The organism is Nonomuraea sp. NPDC050202 (assembly GCF_040656115.1).
In the GTDB taxonomy this organism is placed as follows: domain Bacteria; phylum Actinomycetota; class Actinomycetes; order Streptosporangiales; family Streptosporangiaceae; genus Nonomuraea.
Map to the genome: position 1 here is coordinate 15,754 of NZ_JBFALF010000018.1, position 23,382 is coordinate 39,135.

At 71.6% G+C, this 23,382-nt stretch carries 24 protein-coding genes; 14 read left to right on the top strand and 10 right to left on the bottom strand.

Annotated elements, in window-relative coordinates:
• Positions 1–55: 55 nt before the first annotated feature.
• Positions 56–412, top strand: coding sequence for a hypothetical protein (locus tag AB0I79_RS36495; RefSeq protein ID WP_357883405.1), 357 nt, complete (start codon positions 56–58; stop codon positions 410–412).
• 40 nt (positions 413–452) lie between these two features.
• On the opposite strand, the gene AB0I79_RS36500 is transcribed toward AB0I79_RS36495, so the two are convergent.
• Positions 453–1,427: a DUF5937 family protein gene (locus AB0I79_RS36500; protein ID WP_357883408.1), complete on the bottom strand. Its 975-nt coding sequence runs from the start codon at positions 1,425–1,427 to the stop codon at positions 453–455.
• Positions 1,428–1,495: 68 nt separating this feature from the next.
• Between AB0I79_RS36500 and AB0I79_RS36505 the strand changes: the two genes are divergently transcribed.
• Positions 1,496–2,329: an alpha/beta hydrolase gene (locus AB0I79_RS36505; RefSeq protein ID WP_357883411.1), complete on the top strand. Its 834-nt coding sequence runs from the start codon at positions 1,496–1,498 to the stop codon at positions 2,327–2,329.
• A 526-nt stretch (positions 2,330–2,855) separates the two neighbouring features.
• Here AB0I79_RS36505 and AB0I79_RS36510 read toward each other — a convergent pair.
• The 4 genes from AB0I79_RS36510 to AB0I79_RS36525 form a co-directional block, all read right to left on the bottom strand.
• The gene (locus AB0I79_RS36510; protein WP_357883413.1) at positions 2,856–3,476 is read right to left on the bottom strand and encodes a hypothetical protein; all 621 of its coding nucleotides are present in this window, start codon (positions 3,474–3,476) and stop codon (positions 2,856–2,858) included.
• Between the two features lie 467 nt (positions 3,477–3,943).
• Positions 3,944–4,426 (bottom strand): carboxymuconolactone decarboxylase family protein, encoded by a 483-nt coding sequence (locus tag AB0I79_RS36515; RefSeq protein WP_357883416.1) that lies wholly within the window; start codon positions 4,424–4,426, stop codon positions 3,944–3,946.
• 70 nt (positions 4,427–4,496) lie between these two features.
• On the bottom strand, positions 4,497–5,939 hold the full coding sequence (locus tag AB0I79_RS36520) for an MFS transporter (protein ID WP_357883419.1): 1,443 nt from the start codon (positions 5,937–5,939) through the stop codon (positions 4,497–4,499).
• A 9-nt stretch (positions 5,940–5,948) separates the two neighbouring features.
• Positions 5,949–7,100, bottom strand: a complete 1,152-nt coding sequence (locus AB0I79_RS36525) for a serine hydrolase domain-containing protein (protein ID WP_357883422.1) — start codon at positions 7,098–7,100, stop codon at positions 5,949–5,951.
• A gap of 138 nt (positions 7,101–7,238) precedes the next feature.
• On the opposite strand from AB0I79_RS36525, the gene AB0I79_RS36530 reads away from it, so the two are divergent.
• Complete coding sequence (locus AB0I79_RS36530; protein ID WP_357883425.1) at positions 7,239–7,961, top strand: LysR family transcriptional regulator substrate-binding protein; 723 nt, start codon at positions 7,239–7,241, stop codon at positions 7,959–7,961.
• Between the two features lie 42 nt (positions 7,962–8,003).
• On the opposite strand, the gene AB0I79_RS36535 is transcribed toward AB0I79_RS36530, so the two are convergent.
• Positions 8,004–8,870 carry a GNAT family N-acetyltransferase gene (locus AB0I79_RS36535; RefSeq protein WP_357883428.1) on the bottom strand — a complete coding sequence of 289 codons (867 nt, stop codon included), beginning with the start codon at positions 8,868–8,870 and terminating at the stop codon, positions 8,004–8,006.
• Positions 8,871–9,181: 311 nt separating this feature from the next.
• Here AB0I79_RS36535 and AB0I79_RS36540 point away from each other — a divergent pair, with 311 nt between their 5' ends.
• Positions 9,182–9,616 (top strand): hypothetical protein, encoded by a 435-nt coding sequence (locus AB0I79_RS36540; protein WP_357883431.1) that lies wholly within the window; start codon positions 9,182–9,184, stop codon positions 9,614–9,616.
• Positions 9,617–9,789: 173 nt separating this feature from the next.
• On the opposite strand, the gene AB0I79_RS36545 is transcribed toward AB0I79_RS36540, so the two are convergent.
• On the bottom strand, positions 9,790–10,704 hold the full coding sequence (locus tag AB0I79_RS36545; protein WP_357883434.1) for an AraC family transcriptional regulator: 915 nt from the start codon (positions 10,702–10,704) through the stop codon (positions 9,790–9,792).
• Between the two features lie 101 nt (positions 10,705–10,805).
• On the opposite strand from AB0I79_RS36545, the gene AB0I79_RS36550 reads away from it, so the two are divergent.
• From AB0I79_RS36550 to AB0I79_RS36570, 5 genes are all read left to right on the top strand, one after another.
• The gene (locus tag AB0I79_RS36550; RefSeq protein WP_357883437.1) at positions 10,806–11,597 is read left to right on the top strand and encodes a phytanoyl-CoA dioxygenase family protein; all 792 of its coding nucleotides are present in this window, start codon (positions 10,806–10,808) and stop codon (positions 11,595–11,597) included.
• A gap of 538 nt (positions 11,598–12,135) precedes the next feature.
• A complete protein-coding gene (locus tag AB0I79_RS36555) occupies positions 12,136–12,390 on the top strand; it encodes a hypothetical protein (protein ID WP_357883440.1) in 255 nt (84 codons plus the stop codon).
• 1 nt (position 12,391) lies between these two features.
• Positions 12,392–12,565 (top strand): hypothetical protein, encoded by a 174-nt coding sequence (locus AB0I79_RS36560; RefSeq protein ID WP_357883443.1) that lies wholly within the window; start codon positions 12,392–12,394, stop codon positions 12,563–12,565.
• A gap of 280 nt (positions 12,566–12,845) precedes the next feature.
• Complete coding sequence (locus tag AB0I79_RS36565; protein WP_357883446.1) at positions 12,846–13,781, top strand: hypothetical protein; 936 nt, start codon at positions 12,846–12,848, stop codon at positions 13,779–13,781.
• A gap of 3 nt (positions 13,782–13,784) precedes the next feature.
• Complete coding sequence (locus AB0I79_RS36570) at positions 13,785–14,621, top strand: hypothetical protein (protein ID WP_357883449.1); 837 nt, start codon at positions 13,785–13,787, stop codon at positions 14,619–14,621.
• 75 nt (positions 14,622–14,696) lie between these two features.
• Here AB0I79_RS36570 and AB0I79_RS36575 read toward each other — a convergent pair whose 3' ends face one another.
• A complete protein-coding gene (locus AB0I79_RS36575) occupies positions 14,697–15,905 on the bottom strand; it encodes an alginate lyase family protein (RefSeq protein ID WP_357883452.1) in 1,209 nt (402 codons plus the stop codon).
• Between the two features lie 802 nt (positions 15,906–16,707).
• Between AB0I79_RS36575 and AB0I79_RS36580 the strand changes: the two genes are divergently transcribed.
• The 3 genes from AB0I79_RS36580 (at position 16,708) to AB0I79_RS36590 (ending at position 18,726) form a co-directional block, all read left to right on the top strand.
• Entirely contained in the window at positions 16,708–18,015 is a 1,308-nt protein-coding gene (locus AB0I79_RS36580; RefSeq protein ID WP_357883455.1) for a hypothetical protein, read from the top strand.
• A gap of 101 nt (positions 18,016–18,116) precedes the next feature.
• Positions 18,117–18,362, top strand: coding sequence for a hypothetical protein (locus AB0I79_RS36585; RefSeq protein ID WP_357883458.1), 246 nt, complete (start codon positions 18,117–18,119; stop codon positions 18,360–18,362).
• Positions 18,346–18,726, top strand: a complete 381-nt coding sequence (locus AB0I79_RS36590) for a hypothetical protein (RefSeq protein ID WP_357883460.1) — start codon at positions 18,346–18,348, stop codon at positions 18,724–18,726. The genes AB0I79_RS36585 and AB0I79_RS36590 overlap by 17 nt, the downstream gene beginning before the upstream one ends.
• 170 nt (positions 18,727–18,896) lie before the next feature.
• Here the strand turns inward: AB0I79_RS36590 and rox are convergent, their stop codons facing one another.
• Together rox and AB0I79_RS36600 are read right to left on the bottom strand one after the other, a co-directional pair.
• Positions 18,897–20,384 (bottom strand): rifampin monooxygenase, encoded by a 1,488-nt coding sequence (rox, locus tag AB0I79_RS36595; RefSeq protein ID WP_357883988.1) that lies wholly within the window; start codon positions 20,382–20,384, stop codon positions 18,897–18,899.
• 281 nt (positions 20,385–20,665) lie between these two features.
• Positions 20,666–21,352: a TetR/AcrR family transcriptional regulator gene (locus tag AB0I79_RS36600; RefSeq protein WP_357883463.1), complete on the bottom strand. Its 687-nt coding sequence runs from the start codon at positions 21,350–21,352 to the stop codon at positions 20,666–20,668.
• Positions 21,353–21,546: 194 nt separating this feature from the next.
• Here AB0I79_RS36600 and AB0I79_RS36605 point away from each other — a divergent pair, with 194 nt between their 5' ends.
• Positions 21,547–22,410, top strand: coding sequence for an NAD(P)H-binding protein (locus AB0I79_RS36605; RefSeq protein ID WP_357883466.1), 864 nt, complete (start codon positions 21,547–21,549; stop codon positions 22,408–22,410).
• A 67-nt stretch (positions 22,411–22,477) separates the two neighbouring features.
• Entirely contained in the window at positions 22,478–23,314 is an 837-nt protein-coding gene (locus AB0I79_RS36610; RefSeq protein ID WP_357883469.1) for an alpha/beta fold hydrolase, read from the top strand.
• Positions 23,315–23,382: the final 68 nt, after the last annotated feature.

Consider the following 23,382-nt stretch of genomic DNA (forward strand, 5'->3'; position numbering starts at 1 on the left):
CTCATTCTGAGGAGTGACGTGATCCGCACCCCGTTCAACGGCGACCGGTCCCCTCGTGCTGCACGCCGGACCCGAACGACCGATCATCACGGCCGACGCCGGCGACCTGGCCTACATCGCCCTCACCCTGACCGACTCGGCCGGGACACCGCACCCCGCGGCCGACCGGCCCGTGCGGGTGAACGTCACCGGCGACGGAACGCTGGTCGGCTTCGGCAGCGCGGACCCGGCGAACACGGAACGGTTCGACGCGACCGAGCACCGCACCTACCGGGGCCGCGCCCTCGCCGTGGTGAGGCCGGCCGCGTTTGGCACCATCCGCCTGACCGCCGTCGCCCCGGACTGCGACCCGGTCGACGTGCTGGTCACGGTCGAGAAGCCGGCCTGCCACCGAGTCCGAACCCCCGGCTGACGAGACAGGCGGGATGAGCGCCGGGATGTGGCGGCCTGTGTCAGCGACCGTCCGGGGCTGAGACGCCCAGCAGGTGGGTTGCTCGTTCCGTGCGCAGGTGCAGTGCCGTGCGGCCCCTGCGTTGCGTCAGCACCAGGCCCGCCCCGCGCAGCGCGTTCAGGTGCTGCGAGACCGCGCTCGGGGTGATGCGCAGGCGGGTGGCCAGGGCCGCGGTCGTCAGGGGTTCGGCCAGGGCGGCGAGGATCTGTGTTCTCGTGTCGCCGAGCACCGGAGCCAGGCCGGTCAGCGCCGGCGGGGGCGGCTCCCAGAGCAGGCCGACGCCCAACGCCGGGTAGCGGATCGACGCGGCGGTGACCGGGGACTTGTCCACGCCCACGTTCGGCCAGTTGAAGACGCTGGGCAGCAGGACCAGGCCGTGCCCGCCGGCGTCCACTGTGCAGACGGAGTGCGGGGTGCGCCGGCCGTGCACCACCAACTGGCCGCCGTCCCAGGCGATGTCCCGGTGCAACTCGGCGAACAGCGCCTGCACCCCGCCGTCCACCAGGGTCAGCGCGCGCCGGCCGATGTCGGCCTCCAGCACCGCGCACATCCGGCCCCAGTGCGGCGCGATCAGCAGCTCGTGGCAGCGATGCAGCGCCTCCGCCAGCCGCGGCAGGACCGCCGCCGGCTCGGGGACCTCCTCGGCAGGCATGCCCAAGACCGCGCCGTACTCATGCCGGAAGAAGTCCCCTTCCGTGGCGAGCAGCAGGTCCAGCTCCGCCGCCATGGACGGCAGCCGCTTCCCGGGCACCGGGAACAGGAACGACGGCAGCGGTCCGGCGATCAGCCCTCGCAGCAGCGGCAGCTCCCGCTCGCCCGCCAGCAACGGGCGCGCCTGGCGCACCCACGGCTGGTGGACCGCATGCCCGCCCGTGCCCAGCAGGATCCGCAGCGCCAGCACCGTCTCGCCCAGCGGTGAGACGGCGAATCGCACCTTCGCGACCGACGCCGCGGTGAACCTGATCTCGACCGCCATCCGCCCTCATCATGTAGCTGTGGCTGAACGATAGCCGAGGAGCGCCGCTCTCCCGCAGGCTGGCGGGCATGCCATTCTTCACCGCCCACGACGGCACCAGGCTCGCCTACCACGTATCCGGCGATGGGTCGCCGGTGATCTGTCTGCCCGGCGGGCCGATGCAGGCTTCCGCCTACCTCGGCGACCTCGGAGGCCTGTCCGCGCACCGGCAGTTGATCATGCTGGACCTGCGGGGCACCGGCCGGTCCGCCGTGCCGGAGGACACCGGCTCGTACCGCTGCGACCGTCTTGTCGATGACGTCGAAGCCCTGCGCGAGCACCTTGCACTCGACCGGATGGACCTGCTCGCCCATTCCGCGGGCACGAATCTGGCCACGCTGTATGCGGCCCGCCATCCGGAACGCGTCAGCAAGCTCGTGCTGATCGGGCCGAGCGTCATGGCCGTCGGCATCACGGTCACCGCGGACGTCCGGCGGGAGACGGCGCTGCTGCGCAAGGACGAGCCGTGGTTCCCGGCGGCGTTCGCGGCCCTGGAGGAGATCATGGCCGGCACCGGCGACGCCTTCGAGGCCATCGCGCCGTTCTGGTACGGCCGCTGGGACGAGACGGCCCGCGCCCACAAGGCCGCCGAGGACGGGCGGAAGAACCGCGAGGCCGCAGCCGCCTTCGGCTCCGGCGGCGCCTTCGACCCCGCCGCCACCCGCGCCGCCCTCACCCGCCTCACCTCGCCGGTGCTGCTGCTCACAGGCGAGGTTGACCTGAACTCCCCTCCTGCCGCGATGGCCGGGCTCGCCGAGCTGTTTCCCCACGCCGAACTCATCGTTCAAGCCCGAGCCGGGCACTTTCCGTGGCTCGACGACGCCGACCGGTTCGTGGCCACCACCGCGGCGTTCCTGCGGTGAGCGATTCGGCCTCCCATGACGAGACCTGCACACCGTGTCGGCCGGCGAGAGCCGTGCAGCACGCACCGAAGAACACGGATTCGTGCTGACGTCACCGACGACGAGCTTGCCGAGCTGCGGTGGCAGATGGGGCATGGGCCACGGCCTGAGCGACTGCCGATTGGCGCTGACAGATACGTGGAGACCTGTCCGCTCGGTGATCCCGACGACCCCGATGGCGAATGGGAGGTCGCGGAACCGGCGCCCGTGTTCGCGCAGCGCGGCGCTGCCCGGCAAGTGGGAGGCGCGCTCGTCGCCGAATTGGTCGAGCGAGAGCAATCGGACGGCTGGGCGCTGACGGTACGCCAGGAACTCCATCCCGACGACTTCTATCAGCTCCGGACGCTGCTGGACTGGCTCGGCCGGAAGACATCGAGTCGCATACCCCGCACTGGGAGGAACGCTGAGGGCCTTCCATCCTGAAACGGCAGGTCAGGAGAGGTGGGGGCAGGCCCCGGGCGCCCGTGCGGCGCCCGGGGGCGCCGGGTCACCCGTTCGTAGCGGGTGCGTTCTCATAGCGGAGCTCGGGCCCGGGCTCGGGCGTGTCCGCGGGGTCGGGCGCCGGCGCCTGCACCGGCTCGTCCGCGGCCTCGGTGCCGTCGGGCAGCACCTTGACCTGGTTGGAGCCGTGCAGGTTCCAGGTGAAGTCGTCCTTGCCGTCACCGTCGATGTTGTAGACGATCTTCCCGTCGCTGGTCCAGCCGTTCTGCGCGGTGCTGGTCATGTAGCCCGTCGTACACGTGTCGCTGCCGGAGACATAGTAATTCAGCGCCTCGGTGTAGTCGCAGTTCATGTGCCTGAAAACGGCGTCGTACCGTTCGAGCCTGGCCTGCACCACGAATTTGTCGAATCGCTTGCCGACCGAGACACCGGTATTCGTGTCCCAGGAAAATTGAATGCGCGCCCTTCGGGTGTTGCCGTCCTTGTAGACGCAGGCCCGGGCGCGCACCGTGACATCCGGCTTGTTGGGCAGGTCGAACGACTTCGTCTGCCAGCTCGCGTCGCAGGTCCAGCTCGCGGCCTGAGCCGGGGACGCGACGAGCAGGCCGCCGGTGGCCGCGGTGGCGGCTAATGCGAGAGACGCCAGGCGAACGCCGAATCGTGACATGAGACTTTCCTTTCAGCACGGAATTGTTTTCCGTGAACCAGACTGCCCCGCAATTTCCTGGAATGCATGACCCAGAGAACACACTTACTTGACCGTGCGTCCACCGGAACTCCGGAATGGTTCACCGGCTCGGCCTGCTGTTGTTCGTCGCGGCTGCGGCGGGCGACGGCGCGGCGGCCGGCGGCAGCGCGGCCAGGAGGGCGATCAGGATGCCTTGAATCTCATGAGGATCTTCTTTCGTGACGGCACGGTGCGCGGGCCGGGGCCGGGGCCGGGGCCGGGTCCGGGGTAGCCGGCCCCGGGACACCCTTCCCCATGGACCGCCGTCGAGGATGTCGTGGTGCTTCACACCCGGGATCCAGCACCGCGCCGGGCTTTGGGCCGATCACGCGGGGCCCGGACTTGCGGCCGGGCCGCCACCGTGGTCAGTCGGCCGCCTCACCCTGAGTGAGGTCTCATGGCGGGTGTCACTTCCTCCACTGCTCCGCCGGCGACACCCCCGGCAGTGGCTTGCCGATGAGGGCCAGGGGAAGGAAGAAGCAGACCTGGCCGATGGCCATGATGAGCGTGGCGAGCGCCTTGTCGTCGTACTGCTCGGACGCGCGGGCGTACAGCTCGTCGGGGACGCGCTCGCCGGACGCGTTCGGGGTCAGGACGGCCTCGACCAGTTCCAGCGCGACGCGTTCTGCGGCGGTGAAGTAGGGCGCGGTCCGCCAGGAGGCCACGGCGGTGATGCTCTCCTCGGTGGCGCCGGCCGCGCGGAGGTTGCCGGTGTGCAGGACGGTCAGGTACGTGCTGCCGGCGAGCTGGCCGGCGCGCAGTTGCACCAAGCTGATGGTGGTCCGCGGGATCGTGCCGTTCCCGGTCGCCTTGTACAGGGCGCCGCCGATGTCCTTGAGCTCGGGGACGAGGACGGAGGGGTTGGGCAGGCGCGACTCGGTGGTGGTCATGATGGTGGTGTTCCTCTCTGTACGGTGTTTCGCTGCTCTGACGGATGGAGGGGGGCGAAGGTGACCGGGTTCAGCGGGTTGTTCGGAGAGTTTCCGGCATGCGCCGGCTGTCCGGGTTCGTGGGACGGGAGCGCAGGAGGAGGACGGCGGTGAGGATGGCGGCCAGGTAGAAGCCGCCCGCGCCGAGCATGCCCGCGGTGTAGCCGCTGGTGAGCGCGTCCTGTACGGGCGTGCCCGGTGGCACGCTCGTGGTGGCGGCCGCGGCGATGCCGGCCAGGACGGCCAGGCCGAGGGCGCCGCCGATCTGCTGGCTGGTGTTGACCAGGCCGGAGGCGATGCCGGAGTCGCGCGCGGTGACGCCCTGCACGCCGCCGATGGTGGCGGCGACGAAGCCGATGCCCAGGCCGATGCCGCCGGCGAGCTGGGCGGGCAGCAGCACGAGCAGGGGGTTCTGGTCCGGGGTCAGCAGGCTGAACCAGCCCATCGCCGCGGCGGCCACCGCCATCCCGATCGTCAGGACGGTCCGGGTGGAGGCGCGGGCCTGCAGGCGGGGGCCGATGAGGCCGGAGCCGATGCCGATGCCGATGGCGAACGGCAGGTACGCCAGCCCGGTGATCATGGGCGAGTACTGGTTGATCGTCTGCATGTAGAGGGTCAGGAAGTAGAAGGTGGCCAGCTGCCCGGCCCCCATGAGCAGCATGACCAGGTTGGCGCCGAGTCTGCCCCGGTCGGCGAGCACGCCCGGGGGCAGCATCGGGCTGCGCGCGCCGCGCTGGATGAGCACGAACGCGGCGAGCAGCACGAGGGCGGCGGCGCCGAAGGTGAGGGTGAGCGGGTCGCCGATGCCGTGCGAGCCGGCCCGGTTGATCGCGTAGACCAGCGCGCCGAGGGCGAGGGTCACGGTGGCCGCGCCGGGCAGGTCGAGGCCGCCGCGCTCGCGGGTGCCGGGCCTGAGGGCGTAGGTGCCGGCCAGAACCAGCAGCGCGATGGGGATGTTGATGAACATGATCCATCTCCAGCCCAGGTACTCCGTCAGCGCGCCGCCCAGCAGCAGGCCGGCCACCGAGCCGAGGCCGCCCATGGCGCCGTAGACGCCGAGCGCCTTGTTGCGCTGCGGTCCGGCGGGGAAGGTGTCGGCGAGCAGGGACAGCGCGGCCGGGGCGACGATCGCGGCGCCGACGCCCTGCAGGACGCGGGCGGCGATCAGCACGCTGCCGTTGCCGGCCAGGCCGCCCAGCAGGGACGCGGCCAGGAAGACGGCCAGCCCGGCGCGGAACAGCCTGCGCCGGCCGAACACGTCGCCGGCGCGGCCGCCGGCCAGCAGCAGTCCGCCGAAGGCCAGGGCGTAGGAGGTGAGCACCCAGTCCAGGTCGGCCTCGGCGATGCCGAGCCCGGTCCCGATGACGGGCAGGCCCACGGTCACGATGGTGCCGTCCATCACCATCAGCAGTTGCGCGGCGGCGATCACCAGCAGGGCCAGGCCGCTTCTTTCCGAAGGGGTGTGCGAGGTCATCCGACGTCCTCAGGAGGTGGTGGTGGCGGCGTGGTAGGTCGCGGCGGCGAGCCGGTCGTGCTCGGGGTAGGACCAGGCGAAGCCGAAGCGGCGCCGGGTGTAGCCGAACGCGATGCCGCTCATCGGGTCGGCGAAGGACTCCGAGCCCGCGGAGCCGTCGTGGCCGAACGCGTTCGCGCTGAGGAAGGGGTAGCGCAGGCCCTTGGCCTGGAAGCCGACCGCGTAGTTGCCCTGGTCGCCGCGGACCAGGTCGGCGCCGAGGGAGTGCAGCTGGGCGAACTCGCCGATGGTGTCCGGCTTGAGCAGCGGGGGCCGGCCGTCGAGGCCCCAGACGGCCGCGGCGTACAGGCCGGCCAGGCCGCGCGCGCTGCCCACCCCGCCGGCCGACGCCTGGCCGTGGGCGCGCACGTCGCGGGTGTTGGCGAAGGCCACCTGGTCCAGCGGCGGGGTGCTGTTGAGCCCGTAGCCGACGCCGAGGATGCTGTGCGGTCCTGGCAGGTTCGTCCAGAACGCGGCCTCCTGCTCGGGGGTGGCCGTCCACCACTGGATCGGGCGGAAGCGGCGCTCCTCGGCCTCGGGCAGGCCCAGGTACAGGTCCAGCCCGTACGGGGCCCGGACGCGCTGCTCGTAGACCTGCTGCAGCGACTGCCCGGTCACCCGCCGGATCACCTCGTTCACCAGCGCGAACGTGACGAACCCGCCGTAACCGTAGGCCGTGCCGGGACGCCAGTACGGCCGCTGCCCCGCCAGCCTGCGGGCGATCACCGCGTCGTCGGCGAGCTCGGCCGCCGACAGCCCGCCGTCGACGCCGATGACGCCGGAGCGGTGGGTGAGCACGTCCCGCAGCGTGATGGTGGCCTTGCCGGCGGCGGCGAACTCCGGCCAGTGCCGGGCCACCGGCTCGTCCAGATCGAGGACGCCGTCCTGCACGAGCAGCGCCGTCACCAGCGTCGCGGCTCCCTTGGTGGAGGAGTAGACGCCGGTCAGCGTGTCGCCGCTCACCTCGTCCCCCGCCCACAGATCCACCACCCGGCGGCCGTGCGCGTAGGCGGTCAGCTGCGCGCCCACCTGGCCGTCCTGCTCGGCCACCACCTCGGCGAACGCCTCGCGCACCGGCTCGAAGCCGTCCTCGACCGTTCCGTGGACGTCCGTGTTACTCATCGTCAGAAACCTTTCGTACGTGTTGGTCCCCGGCATGACGGATGGCGCGGGGAAGAGGTGACCGGTGCGCCCGCGGTCACCTTTGTCTGTTCTGCTGCGTCAGCGGTATGACGTTGCCGAAGTGAGAGGGCCGAGACCGTGACGCCCCATGACTTCCTGGCCGACCAGTCCGGGACCATCGCCCCCATCTCTGCAGGCGGTCGCCTGCCGCATGTTCGGCTCGCCGGCTGCCCGCGCGCCGGCAGCCTCACCCCGCTCGGCCGGCAGCTCCGCGACGACCTGCGGCCCGTCTGCGCCGGCCTGCACGACAGTCTCGAACGCGCCCGGCCGGCCGCCCAGGGCATCACCGCCGTGCTGCGTGTCGGCATGCTGCCCGTCAACGTGCACGAGCTGCGTGCCTATGGGGACGCCTTCCGCGCCCGTCATCCCGGCTGGAGGCTGCGCATCCGGCACCCGGCCTTCAGCGATCCCTTCGGCGCGTTGCGCCGCGGTGACGTGGACGTGCTGGTCGCCTGGCTACCTGTCGAGGAGCCCGGCCTCACCGTCGGCCCGGCCCCGTACGCCGAGCCGCGCGTGCTGGCTGTCGGCGCCGGCCATGAGCCGGCCGGGCGCACGTCGGTCTCGCTGGACGTGGTGATCGACTTCCGGCATCCCGACGTCGAATCCAGGCCCGACTACTGGTTCGACAGCTACGTCCCGTCCCACGCCCGCAACGGCCGTTCGATCCAGCGCGGCCCCTTGGTGCAGAACACCGAGGAGATCCTCAGCAGCCCTGACGTACGCCCTCGTCCGGCGCAGCGAGGCCGAGACCGGGCTCATCCGGGCCCTCGCCCAGGTCGTCCGCGACCTGGGGCCCTGTAGCGTCACCGACGGCACCACCTGACGCGCCCGGTGCCGGCGGTCTCAGGCGTTGCGGAACAGGTCCCGCCGCTCGGACAACTGCTCCATGCCCGCCGACCGGTACGTGGCCACGGCTCCGACGTTGGAGCTCTCGCAGCACACGATCATGCTGGACGAGCCCAGCTCCCGGAGGGCCCGCGCCGCGGCGATCGTGACCGCCCGGCCGTAACCCCGGCCGCGGTGCGCCCGGTGCACCCCCATCGGCTCGATCAGCCCGAGCCTGCCCTCACCCGCCGACCACACGATCACCACCGCCACCGCCTCGCCCCGCTCGTCCCGAACGGCCAGGCACCGCGCGTCGGCGAACGCCGAACCCGCCGCCGTCGCGAGCCAGTGATCGCCGGTGAACGTCGACCCGTCGAACGATGCCCGCAGGACCCCGGCCCACTCGTCCGCGTCTTTCGGCCCGATCACCTCGACGCGAACGCCGGGATCCGGCACAGGCGCCCCGAGGTCACGCCGGAGCAGTGTCCACGGCTCGCCGCTCTCCCAGCCGTCCTCGGCCAGCAGGTCCTGGACCAGGGCGTCCGTCGACGACTCGAGGTAAGCCTTGCCCGGTGGCAGTACGCCACGCTCGGGCGCCGCCGCGTCCTCGGCCACCTGCCGGGCCAGTTCCTCGTCCCGCATCGCCTGCGGCGCGAACGCCAGCCGCAGCAGATCCGGACCGTCCAGGAGCCCGATGGCCAGAACCTCTCCGGCCCGGCTCCAGGTCCGCGTGGCCTCCGCCGTCCGCTCCGCGCCGAACCGCCAGAACCACCCCACATCCCCCGGGTGCAGTTGGACGGGCGCTCCGTCGTACTGCCACTCCCCCAGGACCCGCACCACGTCACCGAGGCGGTCGACTCCCGGCTTGCCCATCTCGATCGTCATCCGTTGATCACATACCATCCCACGACCCCTCCGCACCCGGATTTCCGCCGGCAGCCGGCGATCATGATCATGTCCGCCGCCGCCCTCCGAAGCCGCCGCGGTCCAGGTACGGCTTTGGCCGTGCGGCTTCAGCCCATGCCTCCTGACCCGCCGCGTTCCGGCTGGGCGCAGATATGTCACTTATTGTGGCGATCTGCCTTGACCTTATCGGTCATACAGCGACTCCATAGGCGATCATCCTGCTCATCCACCAGGTCACCGGTACGTTCCTGCAGTCGGAGGGCCAGACTGACGACACCCTCAACGACGAGGTGCAGAACGAGAACCACTGGCCTCTGCCCACCAACAAATCCCTGGTGTGGCAGCTCCACAAGGTCGACCTGGGCGAAGGACGTACGACGTACCTGATCGAGAACCGCGCCAAGGGGCACTACCTGACCTTCCGCCCCGGCAACACCCCCGCGGAGATCCCCACCCTCTCGCCCGTCCTGCGGCAACGCGGCGGCGACACCGGCAGTGCCGAGCAACGCTGGGACTTCCACCCGATCCCCGGCAGCGACGCCGCCTACTGGGCCATCATGCCGCACGACTACGACACCTACGCCCTGAGCGTCTACAACAACCACCTGGCCGACGACCAGTGGATCGTCCCCACCCCCACCTGGAACGGGCCGCCGGCGCTCGCGCACGCGTGGGGCGTCGTCCTGCGCCACCGCTCCGGCTCCGAGGCCAGCAGCAAGATGTGATGACCGGCGCCTCGCTGAAGGCCACCCTCGCCTGGACCGGCCCGCCCTCGCCGCCTGCCGCGGTTCGGCGCCGCGGCTCTGACCGGTGCGCTCACGTTCGCCGCGCTGCCCGCCGAACTCGCGCTCGCCGAGGCCGGCCTCCAAGCGGCGGCGCACGCAGCCCGCTGCACGAGTCAGGAGCGCTCCCGCTCGCCCGTCGCCTCGGCCGGAGTGCTGAGCCGAGGAGGGGTGGCTGATCGGCTACGCCGCCGGTACTCGGTGGGCGTCAGCCCGACCAGCGTCCGGAAGCGGCGGGCGAAATACGTCGGATCGTCCCAGCCGACGGCGGCGCCGACCCGAGCAGCCGGCAGGGACGAATGTGCCAGCAGCGTGGCGGCGCGCTCGGCCCGCAGCCGGGCCAGGAACCCCAGCGGCGTCAGCCCCACGTGGCGCCTGAACAGCCGGCCGAGATGGGCGGGATCCAGACTGACCGCACGGGCGAGATCGTCCAGCCGCCACGGATGGGCGGGCGCTGCCTCGATCCGGGCGATGGTGGCGGACACCGCTGGGTGGATGGTGGCCTCGCGCGTCTGCCGCTCGGGTTCGCGGCCGTCGGCCAGGACGCCGAGCACGGTGATCAGCCGGCCCAGCACCCGGCCGGGCCGGCGCTGATCGGCTCCGAGGTCGTGTTCGAGCAGGTCGATCTCCGCGAGGGCCTCCTCGGCGGCGGCCGGGTCGACGCTCGTGACGGCCACGCCGTGCGTGCCGGACGCGACCGGATCGGTCCACAGCAACCGGCGCAGCATCGGGATGTCGTGCAGCGCCGCCAGCTCGCCTCGTAGCGCCTGGGCGGACAGGCAGCAGTTGGCGACGGTCAGGTCGGTGCAGTCCCGAAACCCGTGCCAGGCGCCGGGGCGGAGCACGATGACCTGCCCGCGCCGCAGCGGGTGCTCGCCCTGGCTGGTCACGTGCCGGCCGTGACCGGTTCCGATCACGGCGATCTCGAGGAAGTCGTGCGCGTGCGGCTCGATGCCGGAATTCAGGTGGTGGACACCTGCCAGGACCGGGTCCCCAGCGAACAGCGCGTGCTCGTGCAGCGTGGCAGGCATGTCGGGATCGTACGACTACTCGCCGAGATCGGCCTAGCCCCTGCCGGGGTGCCTCGACGAGGCTTGCAGTGTCTCAACCGCAAGAACCTTGGAGGTCAGTGATGACGACGACCACGACGGGGCAGCCCGGCAGCGACGTCGATGCCGGTGGACGGGTGCCGGACGAGCTCGTGGCGGCGTACCGGGAGAACGGTTTCGTCCGAGTACGGGGCGTTCTCGACCCCGACCAGGTCCAGCGCTTCCGGGCCGCCGCCGAGGCGTTCCTGCAGGCGCATCGCGCGGAGAGCCTGGAACAGCGGGGCGTCTTCAGCCAACTGGTCAACGTCTGGCAACACGACCCGACGCTGCGGGAGCTCACCTTCGACCCGCGGCTCGGCCGGATCGCCGAACAGCTCGCCGGGTTCCCGCTGCGGCTCTGGCACGACCAGATGCTGGTCAAGGAGCCGCACAACAACGCCGCCACCGAGTTCCACCAGGACCGCCCGTACTGGCCGCACGCGGGCGACCGGCTCCCGCTGTCGGCGTGGATCGCGCTGGTCGACGTTCCCCCGGAGCGGGGCTGCATGACGTTCCTGCCCGGCACCCAGCATCGGACCGGTCTGCGCCCGCAGGACCTCCACCACGAGGAAGACCTGTTCACGATGGACCCGTCCCTGCGCTGGATCCCCCGCGTCACCGTGCCGCTCCGCGCCGGCGACTGCACCTTCCACAGCGGCTACACCGGGCACATGGCGCTGCCCAACCGTACCGACCAGGCCCGGTTCGCGCACGTGACCATCTACATGGACGAGGCGGCCCGTTACAGCGGGACCGAGCACGTCGTGACCGACCCTCTCGGCCTCGCCGCAGGGGATCGGCTGGACGGCGACACCTTCCCTCGCCCCTGGGCTTAGACGGCTCGGGTTGCGCTGGTCAGGAACGCCGACGGCGGCGTCCCCCGAACGTATCGCCGGACGATACCGATCCAGCCGGCGCTGGCATCGCCTGCCATGGCGATCACCGAGGACACGATCCCAGGACTGCGAGCCGCGGCTGTCGCCGGGAACCCGGAGGCGGCTCGCGAGCTGGGCCGCCTGCTGTGCATGCTCAGGACCGACTCCCTGGAAGACGCCATGGACAGTGACTTCCTGGCCACGTGGCCGGAGGAGCCCTGGCTCCGCGCCGCCCTGCGCGCCCGCCCTGACGATCGGCTCGCCGCCGTCCTCCTGGCCGGGCGGCTCGTCCAGCAGATCGCTTTCCGGCAGATCGATGACGACCATGCGACGGCGCATGGCGAGGACGACGGCACGCTCGCCCGCAGACATGACGAAGCACACGCCCTGTACGCGAGCGTGCTGAGAACCGATCCCGGCAACGCCGCCGCGCGCGCCGGGGTCGCCGCCCTGAACGCCTGGGCCGACGACACCGGCGACCTGGAGAAGGAGCCGCGAGGTGCGCTGGGCCTGCTCCCGGCTCGTGGCCCCGATGGTGGCGCAGGCAGGGGAGCCTCCCTTCGGCGTGGACCTCGATCTGTTCACCTACTCGGACGGGCGGCTCGACAGCGTCGTTCGTCTCGCCCGGCATTTCCACGCCGACGGGACGCTGGACTGGGACGCCGTCGAGATCCCGCCGCTCACGGGCGACCCGCTCCCCGCGGGCCACCCGGTCGGCATCGGCCACTACGGCTACTTCTGCGACTGGGGGTGACTTGTCACTTCGCGCAGGGTCTGATCTCGCGTTCCACGTCACCGTCAGGGCCACCTGCACCGCGCACGTCGCCGAGGGGAAGATCGACTCGCACCGCGAGTACTACGACCAGCTCGAACTCTACAGCCGGCTCGGTTTCGGCCTGCTGGAACTCGACCGCATCCCGGCGCCGTGAAACGCGCTGTGAAACGCGCTGTGAAACGCGCTGTGACCGGTGCGAGCCCTCGATCCGGGACGCGGTCCCGCCCCCCACGCCCGCCCGTCCGGGCGGCGGGGGTGACCCGTCTGCGCTGCCGCCGATCACCGTGCAAGCCGGCTGCAAGCGCCGCCCGGCATGATCCGCTTCGAGAAGCTCGCCGGATTGGAGCGATCGGCGACCCGTAGATCAGGAACGGCATGACTGGCACACCCTCGCCCACCACCGGACACCTCCGGGCACCCCGGCGGCCGGCCCCATGAGCAACAGCCTCGTCCTCGACCCCGACCTGCCCGAGGCGCACCGCCGGGCGATGGCCGCCCGTCCCGAACTCCTGCCGCCCCCGCCCGACCGGCCGGCCTGGCGCGGGCGGACGTTCGCCGACGTGCTGACGGCCCTGGCCCTGTCGGCGCTCTGGGGGTTCCTGCCGCTGGTCCCGGCGCTGGCCCGCCGCGGGCGTCCCCGGTTACCGCTCGTCGCGGCGGCGCTGCTGCAGGCGGCGCTCCTCGCCGTCTGGGCCGGCCGCGGCTTCCCGGCGTTCTTCCTCGCCTGCCTGGCCGCGCAGGGCGTCGCGGCCGTGGTGCTGCTGGCCCTCGCGGGCGAGTCGCCTGCGGCCGAATACGGCCGCCGCCACCGCGGCAGGTACGTGCACGCCTCGATGCTCGAACCGCTGGACGCCGCGCTGCTGGACCGCACGGTCGACGCGACGGAGACCGTGCTGAACTCCCCCATCGATCGGGACGGCCTGCTCGACGGCATCGCCAACCGGGTGACCCTGCCCCGGCAGGCGTGGGAGATCGCCCAGACGCTGACCGAGCTGACCCGGCTGCGGCGCGAGCAGGGCTCCGCCCGCGCCGGCCGCGTCACCGACCGCATCGGCGAGGTGCTCGCCACGCAGGAGGAGGCGCTGACCGTGGCGACGCGCGCGCTGGCCCGGCGGATCTCCGCCCTGGAGGAGTACGCGCGGCGCACCGAGGAGGCGGAGGCCGTCTACGCCGAGTGGCGCACGCTGCAGGACCTGGCCGAGGACGGCGAGGCCTACCGCGAGCTGCTGTCCAGGACGGTGCGCGACCAGCTTGCGGCCGGCGAGGTCGGCGAGCTGGCCGAGCGCGCCCGGGACCTGGAGGAGTCCCTGCGCGACAGCGTCGAACAGGCCCGGCTCGCCGGCCTCACCCTGGTCACCCGGGAGGGCTGATCCATGCCCAGAATGTCCGACCGCATGCGCGGCCTCGTGGCGCCGCTCCCCAGGTGGGTCCCGCTGCTCGGCGGCGCCGTACTGGTCGCCGAGCTCGTCGTCGGCCTGCGCCTGGCGACGGGCGAGGAACGGCCCGCCGCGGTCGCCCCGCCGGCACGGATCTCACCCACCTCCGCCGAGCTGCCGGTCCAGATGCCCACCCCCACCGTCCCGAGGCCCAGCCCGGCCCACAGCGCGACCTCGGACGGTCCCGCCGTCGAGCGAATCGCCGAGGGGACGGTCGTGGCGCTCCCGAGGTATCCCGGCCGTGGTTCCAAGGTGATCGGCCGGGTGACCGACCCCAAGACCGGCCTGTCGTTCGCCGAGCTGGGCGCGCCCTGGCGGCGGAGCCGTCCCATCGGTGACGGCCCCGTCCAGGACGGCCGCTACAACCTGCGCCAGACGCTGCTCACCGAGACCTACGGCCCGGACGACGACCGCAAGTGGTGGGCCGACATCGACTCCCAGCACCTGTGGAGCGAGCTCGACGCGGGCGACAGCCCGTACGACGCCGCCCGGGCGATGCTCGACGACCGGCAGGGCAGCGTGTTCCCGGCGGGCACGGCGGGCGAGGACATCGCCTCGCAGCCGGTGCGCGGCGGCTGGCTGCTGGCCAGGATGATGCGGATGCCGCCGAGCCCGGACGGGCGCGAGGCGTCGCAGGAGCTGTCCGTCGCGATCGCCGTGGACACCGGCCAGCCGCGCCCGGCCGTCCTGTGGATCACGATCCCCGACACGCACCGGCACCTGTGGCCCGACGTCCACACCTTGGTGAGATCCCTCAAGGTGAACCGGGCCTGAAAGGGGCCGCGACCCTGCCGCCCTGGAAGACGCGTTGCGCGACCATGAACGACGCCGCCTCGCCGGGGGCGGGTGCTAGTTCGGGTTGTTCGCGTGGGTGAGGGTTTCCCACGCGACGAACAGGTTGTTGGTGCCCGCGGGCCGCTGCCGTTCCGTGAGCGTCTGCGTGTTCGTCATCGCGATGCCCATGCGGGTGTGCAGGCCGTTGAAGCCCACCTCGGTGACCGGGCCCAGCCCGAGGGTGAGGGAGCCGCCGCACAGCCAGGACGGGACGGCGGTGCCGAGCTGGTACTTGGAGTGGAAGCCGAGCGCGTGCCGCAGCCGCTCCGCCACCTCGGGATAGAGGTCCTGCCCCTGGATGCGGCTGATCTCGGCGATGTGCGAGATGGACGACAGCCCGTAGCCCGTGTGGGTGAGGTCGCGGCAGGTCTCCTGGCTGAGGCCGTCCACGAACGTGGTCTGGTCGTGCCAGAACCTGATGATCTCGGCAGGGGTGTCCACGCCGCCGACGGGCGGCGCGACCGGCAGGGAGCCGTCGGCGGAGAGGTAGACGTAGGCGGGCAGGCGGGCGCGGAACTTGGCCACCGCCCGGTCGTAGCCCTCTCGGTCCTCCAGGAAGACGGCGATGCCCAGGGCCGCCTCCGTCATGGTCAGCTCCCAGTTGCCGTTGCTCGACGAGCCGGCGGCGACCTCGGGCAGGTACACGTTGCGGAGCATGGTGGCGAAGCGGCCGGCGTTGGGCCAGCCGGTGTAGGTGTAGCGGATGATCTCGGCGGCCCGCGGCCAGACCGAGCCGGCCCAGCCGCTCTGCAGGGGCGCGTTGCTGTTGGTGTGGTCCTGGATCGTCGCCGACCAGGCGTCCATGATCGAAATGGCCTTCTCGGCGTACCGGCTGTCGCGGGAGATGTACCAGCGCAGCGCGAGCGTGTACGCCGCCAGGGCGTCCTCGCGCTCGTCGGTGCAGCCGTTGTTCGGGTTGGAGTAGGACCCGCACTCCACGATGGCCCGGGGGCGCGGGGTCCGGTCCAGGGAGGCGTACCGGCTGGCGTTCATCTGGTCGTAGGCGCTCTTCCACGGCTGCGCGTTCGCCTGGACCCGGGCCCGGACGAAGTCGAGCTGCGGCCGGCTGACCAGCACGCCGGGGTGGGTGAAGGTGGCGGGGGCCGTGCGGGCGGCGCGAGCGGTCGCGCCGGCGGCTCCTGCGGCCTCGGCGGTTCCGCCGGGGAGGCCCGCGACCAGCAGGGTGACCAGCGCGGAGAGGGAGAGGAAGGTACGGCTGCGCAAGGGGAGATCCCTTCGTCCACATACGTGTACGGCAGGCATGAGTCTGGATGGCTGCCGATGATGGCGAACATAGAGTCCGCGCCGGGCCCGGTCAAAGCTTTCTGTTCGTAAACTTTCCTATTGACAGCCCACTTTTCGACTGTTTGATCGCAGTTGATTTGCGGGCGCGCGACCCGGACGGCCTCTCAGGAGGGAGGAGGTGTTCCGGCACGGGACTGTCTCTTTCGCCCGGGCGGCTCAACCGAATCGTGACCTCAGTGTCAGGTGTTCGACTGACAAGCCGGCGTTCCCGTCGTCCATAGGCTCACAATCCAGCCGCCGGACGAGCACGGTGCGGGTGGGTTGCTGTCGTTCGACGGGCGAAGCGGGGGACATGAGGCACGGCATCCCGGCCATCGTGGCCGCCACGGCATGCGCAGGGCATGGCCGGCGCCGTTCCTGAGGACGCCTCCGCTCGGTCCCCGATCGCTGCGCGAAGGCGGGTGGCACTGGGTTCGCCGAACAGTCGCTGGTCCGTTCCGAGAGGTCGCCGATGTCCACGCCATTCCCGCCGCCTCCCGGCCGACCTCCCGGGCCGCCTCCCGGCCGATCTCCTGGCCGTCCCGGGCCGCCTCCCGGCCGGCCACCGCAGGGGCCCGGCATGCCCGGGGCGCCCGGTTGGCATCCCGGTGGGGTTCCCCCGATGGGGTCAGGAGGACCGGCGCCGGGCGGTCCGGGCGGGCCGCGGCGGGCGCCCTCGCGTCACCGCGGCGGTGGCGGCTCGAAGGGGCCGCTGATCGCTCTCGTCGTCACGCTCTGCGTCGTGCTGGTCGCCGGAGCGGCGGCCGGAGGCTGGTTGCTCCTCAGCCGCGACGGCGACGGACCGCGATCGTCCACGAACGTCCCCGGTGACCGGCGTGCGGCGACCCGGTCGCCGTCGCCGGCGAGCGAGGCGGTGAAGGTGAGCCTGCGGCCGATCACCGGCGACCAGCTCTGCGCCGCCGTCCCGGACGCCCTCCGCAAGAGCCTGGTCACCGACGGCAGGTACGGCGGGAAGAACGCGTCGACCGGGGCCGCCACCGCGACGGAGAAGCGGGCGGCCTGCTCGTGGGACAACAACAAGATGGACGTCGGCGGCGGCGTCATCGGCCACCGCTCGCTGAGCATCTCGGTGGAGGCCAGGAGCACCGACCGGCAGAACGCGCTCGAGTACGCCAAGGAGCGCTTCGCCGAGGAGAAGGAACGCAACGACGAGCGGGTCAACGTCAGGGACGGCAAGCGGATCGACGGCAGCACCACCGGCTCGGCGTTCGGCCCGATCAGGGAGCTGACGTACGGCGACGCGTCGTACAGCCAGACCTGGATCGGCCACAGCGGGCTCAAGGCCGGCGTGTACGTCCGGCAGGGGCCCTGGCTCATCAAGATCGAGTACGGCGGCAGCAACCGGACCGGCGGCAGCCCCGCGGGCGACGACGTGCGCGCCGGAGCCGGCAAGGTCGCCGAGCGCGTCACCGCGGAGATGGCCAAGGACGCCGCCAAGGTCAAGCTCACCGGGCCGTGCGGGATCCTCACGGCCAAGCACGTCGAGTCGGCGTTCTTCCCCCACGCCGAAGGGCCGACCGTCGGCGGCCGCGACGGCCGGATCAAGCAGACCACGTGCGGCTGGAAGGTCAGCGAGTCCGTCCCGCACAGGCCCGGCGAGCCCTTCACGGCCCGGGGCGGCGAACTGAGGATCCACCTGGTCGACTGGGGCGGAGGGGGCCTCGGATCGGCGTTCCAGTTCGACCGCGACGCCAAGAAGTACGACCGCTACCACGCCAAGGGCGGCATCGGCGACGACGATCTCCACATCGCCTACGAGCCCAGGCAGCAGATCGCCGGGCTCGGCCAGAAGGCGTTCGCGGTGGTCTCCACCAGCACCAGGCCGGGCCGAGAGGACGATCGCCCGCTGCGGGAGGTGCTGGTGAAGGTGCTGACCGGCGACCGGACGATCGAGTTCGTCTTCAGGGGCACGACGACCGGCGGCGGCATCGTCGGCGCCCCCGGCTACCAGGAGCCCACCTTCGAGCCCGCCGTCGCGCAGCAGGCCGTCGTGAAGCTGGCCAAGGCCTTCGTCGCCGACCTGACCTGACCGCCTCCGCACCCAGGGAAGCCGGCGCGGCCGAGGAAGAACGATCAGGACAGGCGGAAAACCAGGTGCGGTGACCGGCGGCCGAGGCGTAGAACGGCGTCATGGACGAGCAGCCCCTGACAGGTGGCAGGCATGTCGGCGCAGTACGCATCGGCGAGACCGTCCACCGGCCCGCCAACCCGTGGACGCCCAGCGTCCACGCCGTGCTGGCGCATCTGGAAGAGGTCGGGTTCGAGGGCGCGCCGCGGGTGCTCGGCTTCGACGAGCAGGGACGCGCCGTGGGAGCCCGGGCTGGTCATCGCGCACAACGATGCCTCGCCCTACAACGTGGTGTGGCAGGGCGATGATCTGGTCGGGTTCGTCGACTGGGATACCGCCGGGCCGTTCACGCGGGAGCGCGATCTGGCCTACGTGGCGTTGACCTGGGTTCCGCTGCACGCCCGGCACGTCGTCGTCGCGCAGGGATTCACGGCGTTCGAGGATCGGTACCGGCGGCTGCACCTGCTGCTCGACGCCTACGGCTACGAGGGTGACCGTTCGGCGTTCGGCTTGGAGGTGGCTGACCGGGCGCAGAAGAACGCCGAGTTCATCCGGCGGCACGCCGAGGGCGGCGAGCAGGTCTTCCGGACGCTCCTGCCGTTCGCCGTGAACCTCGAACAGGCAGTGGCCGAGATCGAGGAACTGCCGGACTCCTTCTGGGTACGCGCCTGAAGGAGCCGCCAGGGGGTGGACGCTGGACGGTCAGCATGTGGCCATGGCGGATATGGGACAGCGCCTCCGGCCGCCTGCGCCGGTCCACCCCGTGGTGCTGCCTCCAGCCTTCCGGTGGGAGGCAGCCGTTCCGATCCTTCTCGCGGGCCTTTCCGGTTGTTCGGGCGAGATCAGCCGGCGGGCTTGCCGAACCACCGGGAGAGGTGGCCGTCCAGGTCCTGCTGGTCGTCGCCGATCCAGGCGACGTGGCCGTCGGGGCGGAGCAGGACGCACGGGACATCCAGTTCCGCAGTGGGATCGGCGAGGTAGTCGACCCGGTCCGACCAGCCGCCGGCGGTCAGGCGTTCGGTACGGTCCAGCAGCAGGCCGCGGCCGCGATGCAGCAGACCGTAGAGGTGGCCCTGTTTCACCTCGATGTCGCGCAGGCGGCGGCCGAGCAGGTCGGGGCCCTCGCCGAAGTCGTAGCGGATGCCGATCGCGGTGATCTTCTCGGTCAGATGGCGGTTCACCTCGTCGAAGTCCATCAGTTCGGTGATCAGCCTGCGCACGGCCTGCGGGCCCGGCTCGGCGGACAGCAGTTCCGTCTGGGCGCGGGTGTTGTCCAGCACGTCCTCGGCGACCGGATGACGTTCGGCCTGGTAGGTGTCCAGCAGTGTTTCCGGCGCCCAGCCGCGGATCTGTGCGGCCAGTTTCCAGCCGAGGTTGAACGCGTCCTGAACGCCCAGGTTGAGGCCCTGCCCGCCGATGGGCGGGTGGATGTGTGCCGCGTCGCCGGCCAGCAGCACCCGCCCGGACCGGTAGCGTTCGGCCAGCCGGGTGGCATCCCCGAAGCGGGACAACCAGCGCGGGGAGTGCACGCCGAAATCGGTTCCGGCGATGGCGCGCAGCTGTTGTTTGAAATCCTCGAGGGTGGGCGGTTCCGCGCGGTCGCCGATTCCGGCGGCGGGGACCACGACGCTGTACATTGCTCCGCCGAAGGGCCGGAGCCAGAACGGCTGATGGGTCTCGCGGATCTCGGCCACCTTGGCGGCGATCTCCTCCTGCGGCACGCCCACTTCCATCTCGCCCATCAGCGTCTCGGTCCGCGACGGCTCGCCGGGGAAGGCGACGCCGAGCAGTTTGCGCACCGTGCTGCGCGCGCCGTCGCAGCCGACGAGGTAGCGCGAACGCAGCCGTTCCCCGCCGGCCAGCTCGACGGTCACGCCCTCGTCGTCCTGCTCGAGACCGGTCACCGCGCAACCGCGCCGGACCTGCGCGCCCAGCGCGATCGCGTGCTCTTCGAGCAGGTGAACGATGACCGGCTGCGGGATGCCCAGCAGGTAGGCGTACGCGGAGTCCAGGCCCTTGGGCGCGGGTTTGGGGATGGCGGCGAAGAAGCCGCCGGCCGGACGCCGTCTTCCATGCGGGACAATGCGATCCAGCAGTCCGCGCATCGCCATCAGCTCGAGACTGCGCATGTGCAGACCGACGATGCGGACGAACGACGCGGGCTCGGTGTCCTTCTCCAGAACGAGTACCCGTACATCGTGCAGCCGCAGTTCGGCGGCCAGCATCGCACCGGTCGGCCCGCACCCGGCAATGATCACATCGAAGGTGAGGGGGGTGCGCTCGGCTTTGTCGTTCGACGACGGCCCGGCGGTGACCTGCGGAGAGTGCATAGGTGTTGCCTTTCGGGAGTGCCTTGTTGGCCAGGCGCTCCCGGCGACACCTACGTCAATCGCCCGACCGTGACGGCAAGGGGGAGCACCCACATCGATACAGCGTTCATGGGTCTCACCTCCTCGGGCGGTGTCACGATCAACTGCAAGCTACAAGCCCGAGCATCATCCCGTCCAACCCTTTACCGGCCTCGCCCGCACCCCAGCCCCCGGAGGGAACCCCGACCGGCCCGTGGAACCGGCGCCAGCCCCGCACGACGGATTCCGTGCGCGGCGCTGGATCAGCGTCGCAGCCATTCGTCGAGCAGCGCGGCCTCGGCTTCGCTGAGATGGGGCAGTTCGGGCAGGAGGGTGCGGAAGGCCGCGACGACGGCCGCGGGGTCCCGGGTGGGGACAGCGGGCTCGTCCGCGAGGATCGCGCGTGCGATCGCGTCGAAGGCGGCGTCGGCCAGGTGCGGGTCGCTCTGCCCTGGTGGCAGCGTCAGCAGGGTGTGGACGGTTCCGATCCCCGCGGAGCGGATGAGGTTGACGGCGCGTTCCTCGCTCACCCGAAGCCGCCCGGCGGCGGCGACTCTGTGCACCCGCTCGGCAAGGATCTGCACGCCCTTGGCCTGTGCCGGGGTGTCGCGTGCGCGGGCCGGGTCGAGCAGCAGGCCGTAGACGTAGGGGTTGGCCAGGCCGAAGCTGATCTGCGTGTTCCATCCGGCGCGGAGGTCCTCCACGGGGTCGTCCGAGGGCGCGGCGGTCTGCTTGCTCGCCACGTGTTCGGCGAAGACGTGCTCCGCGGCGGCGTCCAGCAGGTCGTCCTTGTCCTGGAAGAAGCGGTAGAGGGCGGGAGGCTGCAGCCCGGCCTCGCCGGCCACGCGGCGCGTGGTCACCGCGGCCGGGCCCTGGTCGCGCAGCAGGCCGGCCGCGGTCTTCACGATGCGGTCACGGGTGACGTCTCTCCGCTGCGTGTTCGGTGCCATGGTCACGATGGTATCGCCCATACCTGACACGTGATGCTATCGCTGATATCACCAGCCTTGCCCTGTCGGCTGGAGGCAGACATGCTGGCAGCACCGGTCTCGACTCTGAACGGTGCAGGGCGTTTGCATCCAATGGCAATATCAGTGTTACCGTTATTTCCGTTCCGTTGGAAATCATCAGACTGGAGCCACCGATGCTGATCGTCACGGGAGCCACCGGCCACCTCGGGTCACTGATCGTCAACCGCCTGCTGGAGCGGATACCGGCCGGCAGGATCGCCGTCAGCGTGCGCGACGTGAGCAAGGCCGCCGACCTCGCCGAGCGCGGCGTCCGGGTCCGGACGGGAGACTTCACCGAACCCGGCGGCCTGAAGCACGCCTTCGAAGATGCCGAGCGCATCCTGGTCGTCTCCGCCGCCATTCGAGGCGACGGCGCGTTGACCGCCAACAGGGCCGCCATCGACGCGGCCCGGGAGGCGGGCGCCCAGCGCATCCTGTACACCAGCCACCAGGCCGCCTCTCCCCTGTCGCTCTTCCCGCCGCAGAGGGTCCACGCGGCGACCGAGGAGCATCTGGAGCGGCAAGGAATCCCCTACACCGCTCTTCGCAACGGGTTCTATGCCTCCACCCTGGGCTTCTACGTCACCGCGGCGCTGGAGACCGGCACGCTCGCCGTGCCGCAGGACGGCCCGGTGTCCTGGACCGCCCACGAGGACCTGGCAGAAGCCGCGGCCTTCGCCCTGGCCGAAGACGGAGCGCTCGAAGGGGTCACGCCGCCGCTGACGGCCCCCCGTACACTGGACTTCGCCGACGTCGCCGACATCCTCACCCGCATCACCGGCCGGACCATCACCCGAGTCGTCATGGACGACGACGAGTGGATCTCCGCGGCAGTCGCCGGCGGGATGCCGCGGCCGGCCGCGGAGTTCTTCCTGACGATGTTCGCGGCGTCGCGCAAGGGCGAGTTCAACGCCACCAGCCCCACGCTCGAAGCCACCATCGGTCACCCCGCGAAGACCGTCCACGAGGTCTTGGAGGCCGCCTTGCGCTCCCGTTGAGCCGGCCCGCCCACCGCCGTCCCCCGATCACCCCGAGCCTTGGCACAGATGCCACCAGGGAGTAGTCATGTCCACGCTGGTTTTCGTTCACGGTTTCTGGCACGGCTCCTGGTGCTGGAGCGAAGTCGTCCCCCACGTGGTGGCCGCCGGTCGCCCGGCCGTCGCGGTGGACCTGGCGGGGCACGGGCTGTACGCCCGCCGTCCTCGGTGGTTCACCGGACAGCCGTACGACCGCGAGGCCGTCAGCACCGAGGTCTCGCCCGTGGGTCACGTGAGTCTCGACGACGCGGCCGCGTTGCTGACCTCGCAGATCCAGCGGATCGGCGGTGGCGAGCCGGTCACGGTGGTCGCCCACAGCGCGGCCGGTCCCGTACTGACGCGGGTGGCCCAGCGGCTGCCCGAGCTGGTCGCGCACGCGGTTTACCTTTCCGCCTACATGCCGGCATCCGGCGTGCCGGCCGCGGCGTACACGCGGACGCCGGAGGCCGCCGACGACCAGGTGGCGCCGTTGTTGCGGGGCGATCCGGCCCGGACAGGCGCGCTGCGGCTGGACTTCGCCACGGACGACGCGGCCTACCGGCAGGGGCTCTACGAGGCGTTCTACGGTGACGTGGACCCGGTGCTCGCCGACGCCGCCACCGGCCTGCTGACGCCCGACGGTCCGATCGGCATCATGCTCGGCACCACCACCCTGACCCGCGACGGCTGGGGATCGGTGCGGCGCACGTACCTCACGTGCGGCAGGGACATGGCCATCAGGCCGGCCCTGCAGGCGAGGTTCATCGCCGAGGCCGACGCGGCATTCCCGGACAATCCCACCTCCGTGGTCGCGCTCGACGCGTCCCACTCGCCCTTCCTCTCGATGCCGAGCGAGGTGGCCGGCATCGTCACCCGGCTCGGCTGAGACCTCCCCCGCGCGCGCCCGGGCCGCCTTCTGACAAGCCGGTGCTCCCGGATCGGCGAAGGGCGGCG

Bases quoted from the DNA above. Each gene is read 5' to 3' on its own strand.
- AB0I79_RS36535 (WP_357883428.1), bottom strand. From the start codon at position 8,870: ATGACGATCGAGATGGGCAAGCCGGGAGTCGACCGCCTCGGTGACGTG.
- AB0I79_RS36610 (WP_357883469.1), top strand. From the start codon at position 22,478: ATGTCCACGCTGGTTTTCGTTCACGGTTTCTGGCACGGCTCCTGGTGC.
- AB0I79_RS36550 (WP_357883437.1), top strand. From the start codon at position 10,806: ATGACGACGACCACGACGGGGCAGCCCGGCAGCGACGTCGATGCCGGT.
- AB0I79_RS36570 (WP_357883449.1), top strand. From the start codon at position 13,785: ATGCCCAGAATGTCCGACCGCATGCGCGGCCTCGTGGCGCCGCTCCCC.
- AB0I79_RS36605 (WP_357883466.1), top strand. From the start codon at position 21,547: ATGCTGATCGTCACGGGAGCCACCGGCCACCTCGGGTCACTGATCGTC.
- AB0I79_RS36500 (WP_357883408.1), bottom strand. From the start codon at position 1,427: ATGGCGGTCGAGATCAGGTTCACCGCGGCGTCGGTCGCGAAGGTGCGA.
- AB0I79_RS36545 (WP_357883434.1), bottom strand. From the start codon at position 10,704: ATGCCTGCCACGCTGCACGAGCACGCGCTGTTCGCTGGGGACCCGGTC.
- AB0I79_RS36525 (WP_357883422.1), bottom strand. From the start codon at position 7,100: ATGAGTAACACGGACGTCCACGGAACGGTCGAGGACGGCTTCGAGCCG.
- AB0I79_RS36510 (WP_357883413.1), bottom strand. From the start codon at position 3,476: ATGTCACGATTCGGCGTTCGCCTGGCGTCTCTCGCATTAGCCGCCACC.
- AB0I79_RS36600 (WP_357883463.1), bottom strand. From the start codon at position 21,352: ATGGCACCGAACACGCAGCGGAGAGACGTCACCCGTGACCGCATCGTG.
- AB0I79_RS36565 (WP_357883446.1), top strand. From the start codon at position 12,846: ATGAGCAACAGCCTCGTCCTCGACCCCGACCTGCCCGAGGCGCACCGC.
- AB0I79_RS36515 (WP_357883416.1), bottom strand. From the start codon at position 4,426: ATGACCACCACCGAGTCGCGCCTGCCCAACCCCTCCGTCCTCGTCCCC.
- rox (WP_357883988.1), bottom strand. From the start codon at position 20,384: ATGCACTCTCCGCAGGTCACCGCCGGGCCGTCGTCGAACGACAAAGCC.
- AB0I79_RS36585 (WP_357883458.1), top strand. From the start codon at position 18,117: ATGGACGAGCAGCCCCTGACAGGTGGCAGGCATGTCGGCGCAGTACGC.
- AB0I79_RS36505 (WP_357883411.1), top strand. From the start codon at position 1,496: ATGCCATTCTTCACCGCCCACGACGGCACCAGGCTCGCCTACCACGTA.
- AB0I79_RS36520 (WP_357883419.1), bottom strand. From the start codon at position 5,939: ATGACCTCGCACACCCCTTCGGAAAGAAGCGGCCTGGCCCTGCTGGTG.